At 61.5% G+C, this 12,429-nt stretch carries 11 protein-coding genes; 3 read left to right on the forward strand and 8 right to left on the reverse strand.

Features of this window, described 5'->3' with window-relative positions; genetic code table 11:
- Positions 1-62: 62 nt before the first annotated feature.
- The 3 genes from CFter6_RS16835 (at position 63) to CFter6_RS16845 (ending at position 4,501) form a co-directional block, all read left to right on the forward strand.
- Positions 63-1,475, forward strand: a complete 1,413-nt coding sequence (locus tag CFter6_RS16835) for an FAD-binding oxidoreductase (RefSeq protein ID WP_061540907.1) — start codon at positions 63-65, stop codon at positions 1,473-1,475.
- A gap of 180 nt (positions 1,476-1,655) precedes the next feature.
- Positions 1,656-3,143: a DUF1800 domain-containing protein gene (locus CFter6_RS16840; protein ID WP_061542427.1), complete on the forward strand. Its 1,488-nt coding sequence runs from the start codon at positions 1,656-1,658 to the stop codon at positions 3,141-3,143.
- Positions 3,144-3,160: 17 nt separating this feature from the next.
- On the forward strand, positions 3,161-4,501 hold the full coding sequence (locus tag CFter6_RS16845; RefSeq protein WP_061540908.1) for a DUF1501 domain-containing protein: 1,341 nt from the start codon (positions 3,161-3,163) through the stop codon (positions 4,499-4,501).
- 47 nt (positions 4,502-4,548) lie between these two features.
- Here CFter6_RS16845 and CFter6_RS16850 read toward each other — a convergent pair whose 3' ends face one another.
- The 8 genes from CFter6_RS16850 to urtA all read right to left on the reverse strand — a co-directional run bounded on the left by CFter6_RS16850 (position 4,549) and on the right by urtA (position 12,147).
- Positions 4,549-4,845 carry an FmdB family zinc ribbon protein gene (locus CFter6_RS16850; RefSeq protein WP_061540909.1) on the reverse strand — a complete coding sequence of 99 codons (297 nt, stop codon included), beginning with the start codon at positions 4,843-4,845 and terminating at the stop codon, positions 4,549-4,551.
- A gap of 61 nt (positions 4,846-4,906) precedes the next feature.
- The gene (gene fmdA / locus CFter6_RS16855) at positions 4,907-6,085 is read right to left on the reverse strand and encodes a formamidase (RefSeq protein WP_041742133.1); all 1,179 of its coding nucleotides are present in this window, start codon (positions 6,083-6,085) and stop codon (positions 4,907-4,909) included.
- A 34-nt stretch (positions 6,086-6,119) separates the two neighbouring features.
- On the reverse strand, positions 6,120-7,142 hold the full coding sequence (locus CFter6_RS16860) for an aliphatic amidase (protein WP_061540910.1): 1,023 nt from the start codon (positions 7,140-7,142) through the stop codon (positions 6,120-6,122).
- Between the two features lie 41 nt (positions 7,143-7,183).
- Entirely contained in the window at positions 7,184-7,873 is a 690-nt protein-coding gene (gene urtE / locus CFter6_RS16865) for an urea ABC transporter ATP-binding subunit UrtE (RefSeq protein WP_061540911.1), read from the reverse strand.
- A 16-nt stretch (positions 7,874-7,889) separates the two neighbouring features.
- Positions 7,890-8,657, reverse strand: a complete 768-nt coding sequence (gene urtD, locus CFter6_RS16870; RefSeq protein ID WP_061540912.1) for an urea ABC transporter ATP-binding protein UrtD — start codon at positions 8,655-8,657, stop codon at positions 7,890-7,892.
- Entirely contained in the window at positions 8,654-9,853 is a 1,200-nt protein-coding gene (urtC, locus tag CFter6_RS16875) for an urea ABC transporter permease subunit UrtC (protein ID WP_061540913.1), read from the reverse strand. The genes urtD and urtC overlap by 4 nt, the downstream gene beginning before the upstream one ends.
- 23 nt (positions 9,854-9,876) lie before the next feature.
- Entirely contained in the window at positions 9,877-10,794 is a 918-nt protein-coding gene (gene urtB, locus CFter6_RS16880) for an urea ABC transporter permease subunit UrtB (RefSeq protein WP_061540914.1), read from the reverse strand.
- 99 nt (positions 10,795-10,893) lie between these two features.
- Positions 10,894-12,147, reverse strand: a complete 1,254-nt coding sequence (gene urtA, locus CFter6_RS16885; RefSeq protein WP_014006909.1) for an urea ABC transporter substrate-binding protein — start codon at positions 12,145-12,147, stop codon at positions 10,894-10,896.
- Positions 12,148-12,429 lie beyond the last annotated feature (282 nt).

The raw sequence follows: 12,429 nt of genomic DNA on the forward strand, positions 1-12,429 counted from the left end.
TTTTCGCAAAAGGCGCGAAAAAAAACTCTGACCCCATTTAACTATTTTGCCGAAATTTGAATATGAAAAACACCGAATTTCTCGATGCCTGTCGCAACGCTATCGGCGCGGCCCACGTGCTTACCGACGAAGCTGACAAAGCCGGCTACCTGACTGACCAGCGCCAACGCTTTACCGGCGCGGCGTTGGCTGTTGTCAAACCGGCGGACACTGCCGAAGTGGCAGCCATCGTGAAACTCTGCGCGCAGTTCCTGATCCCGATCGTGCCCCAAGGCGGCAACACCGGCCTGGTGCTGGGCAGCGTACCTGACCAGAGCGGCCAGGCCATGGTGCTGTCGCTCAAACGCCTGAACCGCATCCGCGCCGTCGACCCGCTCAACCACACCATCACGGCAGAAGCCGGGTGCATCCTGCAACACATCCAGGAAGCCGCCGCCGCAGAACAAACCTTGTTTCCGCTGTCGCTGGCCGCGGAAGGCAGCTGCACCATCGGCGGCAACCTCTCCACCAATGCTGGCGGCACCGCGGTGCTCCGCTACGGCAACACGCGCGAACTCTGCCTCGGCCTGGAAGTGGTGACCGCCCAAGGTGAAATCCTGCGCGGCCTGCGCGGCCTGCGCAAGGACAACACCGGCTACGACCTGCGCGACCTGTTCATCGGCGCAGAAGGCACGCTAGGCATCATCACCGCCGCCGTGCTCAAGATATTCCCGCAGCCAAAAGCCCAGCTCACCGCACTGGCGGCGGCACAGACTCCGGCAGATGCGCTACGCCTGCTGAGCCTGGCGCAAAGCCGCTGCGGCTCTACCCTGACCGGCTTTGAACTGATGTCGGACCTGTGCCTGCAACTGGTAGCCAAACATTTCCCGCAACTGCAATTCCCCTTTACCCAGCGCCATCCGTACTACGTGCTGCTGGAACTGTCCGACAACGAATCCGCAGATCACGCCGGCGGCCTGCTGGAAGCCGTCATCGGCGACGCCCTGGAACAGGACATCTGCCAGGATGCGGTGCTGGCCAGCTCGAGCGCCCAGTCGCGCGCCCTGTGGCAGCTGCGCGAAAGCATCTCCTCGGCGCAAGCGATGGAAGGCAAGAACATCAAGCACGACATCTCGCTGCCGATTTCCCGCATCGCCGAATTCATCACCGTTACCGACGCCCTGCTGCAGCAGCATTTCCCCGCTTGCCGCAACGTCACCTTCGGCCACCTGGGCGACGGCAACCTGCACTACAACGTCTCGCCGCCCGTCGCCTCCTCCGCCGAACAGTTCATAGAACGGCAAGCCGACGTCAACCGCATCGTGCATGACAGCGTCGACCGCATGGGCGGCTCGATCTCGGCCGAACACGGCCTGGGCGCCCTCAAGCGCGACGAAATCCTGCGCTATAAATCGCCGGTGGAAATGGCACTGATGAAGACCATCAAGCAAGCTCTGGATCCTTTGAACCTGATGAATCCAGGCAAAGTGATCTGATTCGCTGCGCAGCCGGCCAATGTTGCCGCCTTACAATCTGTTACACCGGTCTTGTAGGCGTATCGCGCCTGCAAGGCGTTAATCGGAGGCATAAGCAGAAAATAAGCAGAAAATTGCATAAGGCGAAACATGTCGACCCTTTCTCGTTTTCTATCGATCGCGCTGCTCAGCGGCATGGGCATGGTGGCGGTCCATGCGCAGAGTGTCCAGCCGCCGCTGAGCGACTCGGAAAAAGCCCTGCACGTACTCAACCGGCTGGCCTATGGACCGCGTCCCGGCGACGTCGATGCAGTCAAGCGCCTCGGCGTCAAACGCTACATCGAGCAGCAATTGAATCCCGACAGCCTGCCGCTGCCGCCAGACCTGGCAAACAGACTTTCCGCTTTGCCGACTTATCAACTGACGGCAACCCAGCTTTACCAGCAATACGGTCCGCCCTCTTTCCCTCCCAATAGCGCCACCCCTGAAGAAAAGAACATGGCGCGCCAGCGCGCCAACAAGGACATCACGCCGCAGACGCATTTTTCCCGGCTGTGGCTGGCTACCGAAAGCCCGCGCCAGCTGCAGGAAGTGATGACCGAATTCTGGTTCAACCACTTCAACGTCTTCGAGGGCAAGGAATGGGTGCGCTACTGGAACGGCGAATATGAAAAAGACGTATTGCGGCCCAATGCGCTCGGCAACTTCCGCCAGCTGCTGGGCGCGGTGGCCCATCATCCGGCGATGCTGTATTACCTCGACAACTGGCTCAGCAGCGGCGCCGGCACACCAGAAGCCAAAGGCCGTTTCAAAGGACTCAACGAAAACTACGGCCGTGAACTGCTGGAACTGCACACCATGGGCGTCGACAGCGGCTACACCCAGGCCGACGTGATTTCCCTGGCGCGCATCCTGAGCGGCTGGACCATCGATGAAAAAGGTATGAAGGACGGCCAGCCGGCGTTCATCTTCAACCCGCGCCGCCATGATGGCGGCGACAAGGTTTTCCTCGGCCAGACCATCAAGGGCAGCGGCTACCAGGAAGGCGAACAGGCGCTCGATATCCTGGCGCGCCATCCGGCCACGGCACACTTCGTCGCAGCCAAGCTGGTGCAGTATTTCGTTTCCGACAAACCCGAACCTGCATTGACCGAAAAACTGGCGCGTCGTTTCCTGAGCAGTAACGGCGACATCAAGGCGGTGCTGCATACGTTGTTCGACAGCCCCGAATTCTGGGCCCGCAGCAATTACCAGACCCAGTTCAAGACGCCGTACCAATATGTAGTGTCGTCGCTGCGCGCAACCGCGACGCCGGTGCTGAATGTACGGCCGATAGACGGCGTGCTCAATCAGCTGGGACAGCCGCTGTACGGTTGGCTGACGCCGGAGGGTTACAAGTTTTCCGAGGAGGCCTGGCTCAATCCGGACGCCCTGCTCCGCCGCATCAATTTCGTCAACGGCCTGAGCAACGGCAAATCGCCGATCGCCCGCAGCGATCCGCCGCCGCCCGTGCCGGGAGCACCGCCCGTCGCTGCAGCACCGAACACCGCTGCCCCCATCGATCCGCAACAATTGCAGCAGACCCTGGCGCCGGCGCTGACGCCGCACAGCCTGAGCACCATCAGCGCCGCACCCGCCAACCTGCAGGTCGGCCTGATACTCGGCAGTCCTGATTTCATGAAGAGATAGTCCATGGGAGCCATGTCATGAAACGTCGTGATTTCATCCGCCACCTGGGCCTGACCGCCAGCGGCGCCATCCTGATCCCGGTCGGCCTGTCCGGCTGCGTGGTAGCGCCTGCCAGCAAACCGCAGGCCAAGGCAAAACCCGTCCCGGCTGCGCCTATCGCCATGGTCGACAGCCCGCTGTCGTACGGCAGTCCCTTGCAACGCCCGCACGCAACCGGCGACGGTACGCCGCGCATGATCGTGGTGTTCCTGCGCGGCGCGGTGGACGGCTTGAATGTAGTGGTGCCGCACGGCGACCACAATTACTACAAGGCGCGGCCGGGCATTGCCGTATCGCGCCCCGGCACCCAGAACGGCGCCATCGACCTGACCGGCTACTTCGGCCTGCATCCGGCACTGCAGGCGCTGCAGCCGTACTGGGACGACGGCCGGCTGGCGTTCGTGCATGCCTCCGGCTCGCCGGACATGTCGCGCTCGCATTTCGAAGCGCAGGATTACATGGAGACCGGCACGCCGGGCCAGCACAATACCCGCGACGGCTGGATGAACCGCATGCTCGGCGTGATGCCCTCATCCTCGTCGCCGATGCAAGCCCTGACGCTGGGCGAATCGGTGCCGCGCATCCTGACCGGCCGGGCGGTGGTCGCCAACATGCCTACCGGCCGCGACGCCACCCGTCCTACCTTGATCGACCGCCCCGAAGTCAGCCAGGCCTATGCCGCGCTGTATGCGGAAGACGCGGCACTTGGCAAAAGCTATCGCGACGGCATTTCGGCACGCAAGGAACTGATGGCCGACGCCAGCAGCTCGGAACAGAAAATGGCGAATAACGGCGCGCCGCTGCCGAACGGCCTGTCGATAGACACCGCCCGCCTGGGCCGGCTGATGCGCAGCAACCCTGACATCCGGCTCGGTTTCGTCGCCGTCGGCGGCTGGGACACCCATACCAACCAGGGCAACGGCAACGGCCAGCTGGCCAACCGCCTGCGGCCTTTGGCCGACGGCCTGACCACGCTGGCGCGCGAACTGGGGCCGGCATTCAACGATACGGTGATCGTGGTGATGTCGGAATTCGGCCGTACCTTCCGCGAAAATGGCAACGGCGGCACCGACCACGGCCACGGCAACGCCATGTGGCTGCTGGGCGGCAATGTGCGCGGCCGCACCATCCATGGCTCCTGGCCGGGCATCGACGACAAATCGCTCAACGAAGGGCGCGACCTGGCCATCACCACCGACTTCCGTTCGGTGCTGGCGACGCTGGCGGAAAAACACATGCGGATCGGCGATCCGGCCATGCAGAAACTGTTTCCGCAATACGGCGCCGGCAACCCGCATGCCCTGAACCTGCTGGTGTAACCTAGGGCCTGTTCACACTTGATTTGGGAGTGCGAACAGGCCCTAGCTCAGGTATCGCAAATACTGCAGTTATGTCCTTTGCAATTATGCAGCACGCTGCTCCTGCCGGCACCGGCTTGCGTGCCCGGCCCGGTGGCGCCGCGGCCGGCCAGCTGTTCGGCGCCGTTGCGCGCCTGCCAGCGTTCCGCCACGCGCAGCTTGACGCGGCCGCCGGTGAATAAAGGCACGGCAAGAGTCTCCTCGGCGCAGTAAGGACAGGCCAGCGGTTTTTCCAGCGCTTGCAGCGGCAACAGTTTTTCGAAAATGCCATCGCAATGGCTGCAGCGGATGTCGTACAGCGGCATCGTATTATCCTTTGGTTGAATTGGACCGGGAGCGAGGCAGGATTGAACCCTGCCGCCGCCGCTAAGGTTTCCTTCCCCAGTACGCGTTATCGTTCAGCATCCCCTTGGGCGTGATGTCCTGGTCGAAAATCGAGGTCGGCAGGGACACCGTGCAGGCGCAATTCGGAATATCGACGATGCCGCCGATGCGCCCCTCCACCGGCGCCGCGGTCAGCAGCATGTAGGCCTGGCTGCCGGTATACCCGAAGTGGGTCAGGTAATCGATGGCTTTCAGGCAGGCCTGGCGGTAGGCCACGGTGGCGTCCAGGTAATAGTTGACGCCGTTCTCGACGCTGATGCCTTCGAAGGTCAGCCACTGCTCGTAGTGCGGCTTGACGATGCTGGGCATGAAGATCGGCGAGCTGATGTTGTATTTCGCCATGCCGCCCTTGATCAGGTCGAAACCGACGTGGCTGACGCCATCCATTTCAATCGCGCCGCAAAAGCCGATTTCGCCGTCGCCCTGGGAAAAATGCAGGTCCCCCATGGAAAAGCCCGCGCCCTTCACATACACCGGGAAAAAGATCCGGGTGCCGGCGGACAAGTCCTTGATATCGGTATTGCCGCCATGTTCGCGCGGCGGCACGGTGCGCGCCGCTTCCTTCGCCATGCTGTCGAACTTGGCGCCGCTGAGGCCGCGCAGCACGGCGGTGCTCGGATCAGGCGGCTTGGCCAAGCCCTTGGCCGCCAGCGGCGCCTCGCGCCGGTTCCATTCCGCCAGCAAATCGTGCGACGGCAGGCAGCCCATCAGGCCCGGATGGGTCAGGCCGGCGATGCGTACGCCGGGAATATGGCGCGAAGTGGCGTACAAACCTTTCAAGTCCCAGATCGCCTTGTCGGCGTCAGGAAAAGTATCGGCCAGGAAGCCGCCGCCGTTCTCTTTCGAAAATACGCCGGAAAAACCGACCGGCGTCACCGGCTTGATGTCGAGCAGGTCGATCACCAGCAGGTCGCCCGGTTCCGCGCCTTCGACATGGAACGGCCCGGTCAGCGGATGGGCGCGGGTCAGGTCGACGTTCCTGACGTCGGAAACGTCGTCGTTGTCCTGGATCTGCGCATCCAGGAAATCCAGCGATTCGATCAGGATCGCCTCGCCCGGCTTGACCGAGGACAGGAACGGCAGGTCGGGATGCCAGCGGTTATGTCCCAGCTCGGCTTGCTGCGCCAGCGGCACGCCCGGTTTGATCTTGAAATGTTGCATGCGACTCTCCTCTTGGTGGCTCAATCAGGGTGGTTCATTCGGAAGGAATGCCAGGCATCGGGCATTCCGGCGTGCCGGCCGTGCCGCGGGTCAGCGCCTCGACCTGGCGCCGCGCCTGCTGCGGATCGTTGACCCAGGTCTTGTAAAAATCGAAGGGGCAGTCGGCGACGCCGGCCGCACTTTCGCCGGAATTGATCTTGCCGGTGTAGCCGCGGTGCAGCAGCTTGTAGAGATGGTTCTGCGATTGCCAGTTGCGGCGCGCGTCGCGAATCAGGCCGAGCGACAGTTCGGCGTACTGGATGCCCATTTCCTCGGTGCCGCATTCGCCCAGGGTACGGCCGTCGAAGCCGACGATGGCCGAGTGGCCGAAATAGGAATACACGCCGTCGAAGCCGCTGGCGTTGGCCACCGCCACATAGACATTGTTCATCCACGCCATCGCCTTCGACACCAGCACCTGCTGCTCCTTGGCCGGATACATGTAACCCTGGCAACGCACGATCAGCTCGGCGCCTTTCATCGCGCAGTCGCGCCAGATTTCGGGATAGTTGCCGTCGTCGCAGATGATCAGGCTGATCTTCAGGCCTTTCGGGCCGTCGGAAACATAAGTGGTCTCGCCCGGATACCAGCCTTCGATCGGTGTCCACGGCATGATCTTGCGGTACTTCTGGACAATCTCGCCCTGGTTGTTCATCAGGATCAGGGTGTTGTACGGCACCTTGTGCGGATGTTCCTCATGCCGTTCGCCGGTCAGCGAAAACACGCCCCAGACATTGGCCTGGCGGCAGGCCTCGGCGAAAATCGCGGTTTCCTCGCCGGGGATGGCAGCGGCGGTATCGAACATTTCCTCGCGGTCGTACATGATGCCGTGGGTCGAGTATTCCGGGAAAATCACCAGGTCCAGTCCCGGCAGCCCCTGTTTCATGCCTACCACCATCGCCGCGATATTGCGGACGTTTGCCAATACCTCAGACTTGTTATGCAGGCGCGGCATCTTGTAGTTCACGACTGCGACCCCGACGCCATCCTTGCTGCTGGATATATCTCCGTGCCTCATGTATCTCTCCTGTGATCTGTCTGGATAAACTCTTCGGCCTGCTAGACCGACAAATAACGGCTGATGGTTGCGGCGTCGACCTTGTCGCTCGTGTCCTCGTAGACAAAACGGCCCTTGTCGATCACCAGGAAGCGGTCGGCGATTTCCAGCGTGAAGCTGAGCACCTGCTCCGAGACGATGATGGTCAACTGGCGCAGCTTGCGGATTTCTTTCAGGCTGCGCGCAATGTCCTTGATGATCGACGGCTGGATGCCTTCGGTCGGCTCGTCCAGCAGCAGTACCTTGGGATTGGTGGCCAGCGCGCGCGCAATCGCCAGCTGCTGTTGCTGGCCGCCGGACAGGTTGCCGCCTTTGCGGCCGCGCATTTCGTGCAGCACCGGGAACAAGGCGTACAGCTCATCCGGCACCTTGCCGAGCGCGCTCGCCGGCAAGCCGGTCTGGATGTTTTCCAGCACCGTCATGCCGGGGAAAATCATGCGCCCCTGCGGCACATAAGCGACGCCGCTGGCGACCCGCTGATAGCTCTCCAGGTGGCCCAGCTCCTGGCCGTCGATCTGGATGCTGCCTTCGCGCAGCGGCAGGATTCCCATCAGGGTCTTGAACAAGGTGGTTTTTCCCATGCCGTTGCGGCCCATGACGGCGACGATTTCCTGTTTGCCGACTGCCAGGCTGACATCGTGGATGACCTGGCTCTGGCCATAGCCGGAGGCAAGATGCGAGACATTGAACATAAGTGCTCCGAATGGTTTAGTGGCCGAGATAGACTTCAATCACCTTGGGATTGGCCTGCACCGATTCCATGCTGCCTTCGGCCAGTATTTTTCCCTGGTGTAGTACGGTGACCTTGTGGGCGATGCTCTTGACGAATTCCATGTCATGTTCAATCACCAGCACCGAACGGCCCTTGCTGATGCGTCCCAGCAGCTCGGCGGTTTTCTCGCGTTCCGAGACGCTCATGCCGGCCACCGGCTCGTCCAGCATCAGCAGTTCCGGCTCCTGCATCAGCAGCATGCCGATTTCCAGCCACTGCTTCTGTCCGTGCGACAGCAGGTCGGCCTGCTGGTACAGCTGGGCGTCAAGGAAGATTTCCCTGGCCACCGCTTCGACCCGTTCCACCACTTCCGCCGTGCGCTTGAACACCAGTGCGCCGAATACCTTGCGGCCACGCGGAAACGACATCTCCAGGTTCTCGAACACGCTCAGGTTTTCGTAGATGGACGGCGTCTGGAACTTGCGGCCGACCCCGGCCTGGACGATTTCGTGCTCGCGCATCTTGGTCAGTTCGCGGTTCTTGAACTGGATGCTGCCGGCGGTGGCTTGCGTCTTGCCGCAGATCAGGTCCAGCACGGTGGTCTTGCCGGCGCCGTTGGGACCGATCACCACCCGCACCTCATTGCGCTCGACGTAGAAATTCAAGCCGTCCACCGCCTTGAAACCGTCGAAAGACACCGTCAGGTCTTCAATCGCCAGCACCGGCCGGTCGCTTGATTCGAAACCGATAGGATTTCCGCTCATTTCGATCCCTCCAGGCTGCCGTGCGGCAGTTCGATAGTCACGTCGGCGAGCGCCGGTTGCGGCTTGGCGACGGCCGGCGGTGCGAGGCTGATGACCCGGCGGCGCTTCCACCCGCTCAGTTTCGACAACAAAAGCTTACCGTGGCTCTGGTACAGTCCGGCCAGGCCGTTCGGGAAATACATCACCACCGCAATGAACAGGCCGCCCATCAGGAACAGCCACAGTTCAGGAAACGATTCGGAAAAATAGGTCTTGCCGAAATTCACCAGCAAGGTGCCGTAGACCGCGCCGAGCAAGGACATGCGGCCGCCCACCGCGGCATAGATCACCATCTCGATGGAAGGCACGATGCCGACAAACGATGGCGACATGAAGCCAACCTGCAAGGTGAACATGGCGCCGCCGATAGCGGAAAACATGGCGGCAACGCAGAACACGAACACCTTGAAGCTGGCGACGTCGTAGCCGGAAAACCGCACCCGCTCCTCCTTGTCGCGCATCGCCACCAGCAGGCGTCCCAGCTTCGAGTTCAGGATAAAACGCCCGATCAGGATGCAGCCGATCAGCAGGCCGGCGTTGACGAAATACAGGACCAGCTTGGCCGAATCGGTGCGGATGTCCCAACCCATCAGGGTTTTCAGGTCGGTGATGCCGTTGACGCCGCCGGTCAGTCCTTGCTGGCCGATGATCAGGATCGCCAGGATGGCGGCAATCGCCTGGGTGACGATAGAGAAATACACATCGCCGACGCGGCGCTTGAACATCGCCGCGCCGATCACCAGCGCCATCAAGGTCGGTACCAGCAGCACCGCCAGCAAGGTAAAGCCGAAGGAGTGGAACGGCTGCCACAGCAGCGGCAACTCGGTGATCTGGTTCCAGTCCATGAAATCGGGAATGCCCGGGGTCGACTGGATCTTGGTGCTGATTGGATCGGATGCTTCCAGCTTGAGGAACATCGCCATGCAATAACCGCCCACGCCGAAGAACACGCCCTGCCCCAGGCTGAGGATGCCGCCGTAACCCCAGCACAGCACCAGGCCAACGGCGACAAAGGCATAGGCCAGGTATTTGCCGACCAGGTTCAGGCGGAAAATATCGAAGACCAGGGGAAACACCACCAGCAGCAGTCCGCACAGGATCAGCAAGCCGATCAGGCCCGACCTTCCGCCCAACAATTTTTCATATGCTGCATTCATGCGAGCCCTTTCGATGGCGCCGGTTATTTACGGATCTTGGCCGCGAACAGCCCTTGCGGCCGCAGCAGCAAAATCAGGATCACTGCTGATAGCGTCAGCACCTTGGCCATCGATCCGGTCAGGAAGAACTCGGCGGTGGACTGGGTCTGGGCGATGGAGAAAGCCGAAGCGATCGTGCCCAGCAGGCTTTGCGCGCCGCCGAACACCACCACCAGGAAGGTGTCGACGATATACAGCGAACCGCTGGTCGGCCCGGTCGAACCGATGGTGGTGAACGCTGCCCCGGCGATGCCGGCGACCCCGCATCCGAGAGCAAAGGTGCTGCGGTCGACCTTGCGGGTATTGATGCCGACCGCGCCGCTCATCAGGCGGTTCTGCATGGTGGCGCGCACCTGCAAACCCCAGCGCGAACGGAACAGCAGCAGGAAGATGACGCCGGTCAGCACCGCCGTCAGCGCCATCATGAATACGCCGTTGATGGGAATGTCTATGCTGTCGGTCGGCTTGAACGAACCCATCAGCCAGTCCGGCAGGGTGGCGCTGACTTCCTTGGCGCCGAAGATGGAGCGAAACGTTTGCTGCATGGCCAGGCTCAGGCCCCAGGTCGCCAGCAAGGTGTCCAGCGGCCGCTTGTACAGGCGGCTGATCATCAGCCACTCGGTGACATAGCCGACGATGTAGGCGGTCACGAAAGACAGCGCAATCGCGGCAAAGAAATAATAGGGCTGCAGGCTGGGCGCATACAGCGTAGTCAGCTTGGACAACAGATAAGTAATGTAGGCGCCGATGGTGAGGAACTCGCCATGCGCCATGTTGATCACGCCCATCTGGCCGAAGATGATGGCCAGGCCAAGCGCCATCAGCAGCAGGACGCAGAATACCGACAGGCCGTTGAAGCCCTGCATGGCGAAAATGGCGCCGAATTCGGAAAGTGAGACCACGGTGGCTCCTTGCAATGTTGCGGCTGGCGTCAGGCGGCCCGATGGCGACGCTGCGCCCCCGGGCCGCCGGACCGCCGGACCGTTAAGACAATGGAAAACTTACTGGTAGCCCTTGGGGAAAGGATTCGGCTCGATCAGGTCGGATTCATAGATGACCTTGAACTGGCCGTCTTTCTGCGCCTCGCCAATGCGGGTCTTGCTCCACAGGTGATGATTGGGGTGAACCTTGACGTAGCCTTCCGGCGCGCTCTTCAATTCGAATCCGGGCGATGCCGCCACCACCTTGTCGACATCGAAACTGCCGGCCTTCTCGACCGCGGCCTTCCACAGCCATGGCCCCAGGTAAGCTGCCTGGGTAACGTCGCCGATGACCGCATTGGGGCCGAACTTGGCCTTGAATTCGGCCACGAATTTCTTGTTGTTCGGATTGTCCAGGCTCTGGAAATATTTCATCGACGAATAGAAACCTTCGACGTTTTCCCCGCCTATGCCCAGCATTTCATCTTCCGTGACCGAGATCGTCAGCAGGTTCTGGGTCTTGGCGGTGACGCCGGCAGCCTTGAGCTGCTTGTAGAAGGCGACGTTGCTGCCGCCCACCACGTCGGCGAAAATCACGTCCGGCTTTTTCAGCTTGATCTTGTTGATCAGCGAGCCGAACTGGGTATTGCCCAGCGGGTAGTACTCTTCGCCGACCACCGAGCCTTTCAAGACATTCTCGATGTGCTTGCGGGCGATCTTGTTGGAAGTGCGCGGCCAGATGTAGTCGGAGCCGACCAGGAAAAAGGTCTTGGCTTTCTTTTCCTTGGCGACCCAGTTCAGGCCGGCCAGCACCTGCTGCGTGGCTTCCTGTCCGGTGTAGAAGACATTCTTGGATTGTTCCAGGCCCTCATAGAAGGTCGGGTAATACAGCAGGCCGTTGTCTTTCTCGAACACCGGCAGCACCGCCTTGCGCGAAGCCGAAGTCCAGCAGCCGAACACGGCGGCGACGTGATCGCTCTCCAGCAGCTTCTTGGCCTTTTCGGCGAAGGTCGGCCAGTCGCTGGCGCCGTCTTCCTGGATGATCTTGATCTTGCGCCCGAGGATGCCGCCCATGGCATTGATCTGGTCGATCGCCAGCCGTTCGGCCTGGATCGAGCCGGTTTCGCTGATCGCCATGGTGCCGGTGGCCGAGTGCAGCTGGCCGACGGTGACTTCGGTATCGGTAACCGCCAGCTTGGTGGTGTTGATCTTGGCCGTGGCCGGCGACTGGGCGAAGCCGATGGCCGGCAAAGCCAGCGCGGCGCTGGCGGCCAGGCCCAGCAATACCTTGCGGCGCTGGAACGAGGGCTTATCGGATGCAGAACGATGCGACATGCAGTACTCCTTTCGGGGCGGTTATGTGACGAAGGCAAACCAGGGATAAAGTCAACGTCCAGCGCCTCGCCGCTCGGTGAACCGGCGTCCGGATCTGTTCGTTCTGGGAAGGAGATTAGGATTTGCGATGCGGTGCAGCAATACGTTGTTTGACGTAAGCTGCGCCGCGCCTGGCATGGCGGCGCTACGCACGGCCATGCAGCGCCGCCGCATCACCTTGGTGCGCTTGTTTGAGGAGCGGCTTTTTGCGGCGGGAGTTCGATGTTGAATCGTCAATCCTGC

The sequence above is a fragment of the Collimonas fungivorans genome, from assembly GCF_001584145.1.
Lineage (GTDB): Bacteria > Pseudomonadota > Gammaproteobacteria > Burkholderiales > Burkholderiaceae_D > Collimonas > Collimonas fungivorans.

Coding starts and splice junctions, on each gene's coding strand:
- CFter6_RS16835 (WP_061540907.1), top strand. CDS start 63: ATGAAAAACACCGAATTTCTCGATGCCTGTCGCAACGCTATCGGCGCG.
- CFter6_RS16840 (WP_061542427.1), top strand. CDS start 1,656: ATGGTGGCGGTCCATGCGCAGAGTGTCCAGCCGCCGCTGAGCGACTCG.
- CFter6_RS16845 (WP_061540908.1), top strand. CDS start 3,161: ATGAAACGTCGTGATTTCATCCGCCACCTGGGCCTGACCGCCAGCGGC.
- CFter6_RS16850 (WP_061540909.1), bottom strand. CDS start 4,845: ATGCCGCTGTACGACATCCGCTGCAGCCATTGCGATGGCATTTTCGAA.
- fmdA (WP_041742133.1), bottom strand. CDS start 6,085: ATGCAACATTTCAAGATCAAACCGGGCGTGCCGCTGGCGCAGCAAGCC.
- CFter6_RS16860 (WP_061540910.1), bottom strand. CDS start 7,142: ATGAGGCACGGAGATATATCCAGCAGCAAGGATGGCGTCGGGGTCGCA.
- urtE (WP_061540911.1), bottom strand. CDS start 7,873: ATGTTCAATGTCTCGCATCTTGCCTCCGGCTATGGCCAGAGCCAGGTC.
- urtD (WP_061540912.1), bottom strand. CDS start 8,657: ATGAGCGGAAATCCTATCGGTTTCGAATCAAGCGACCGGCCGGTGCTG.
- urtC (WP_061540913.1), bottom strand. CDS start 9,853: ATGAATGCAGCATATGAAAAATTGTTGGGCGGAAGGTCGGGCCTGATC.
- urtA (WP_014006909.1), bottom strand. CDS start 12,147: ATGTCGCATCGTTCTGCATCCGATAAGCCCTCGTTCCAGCGCCGCAAG.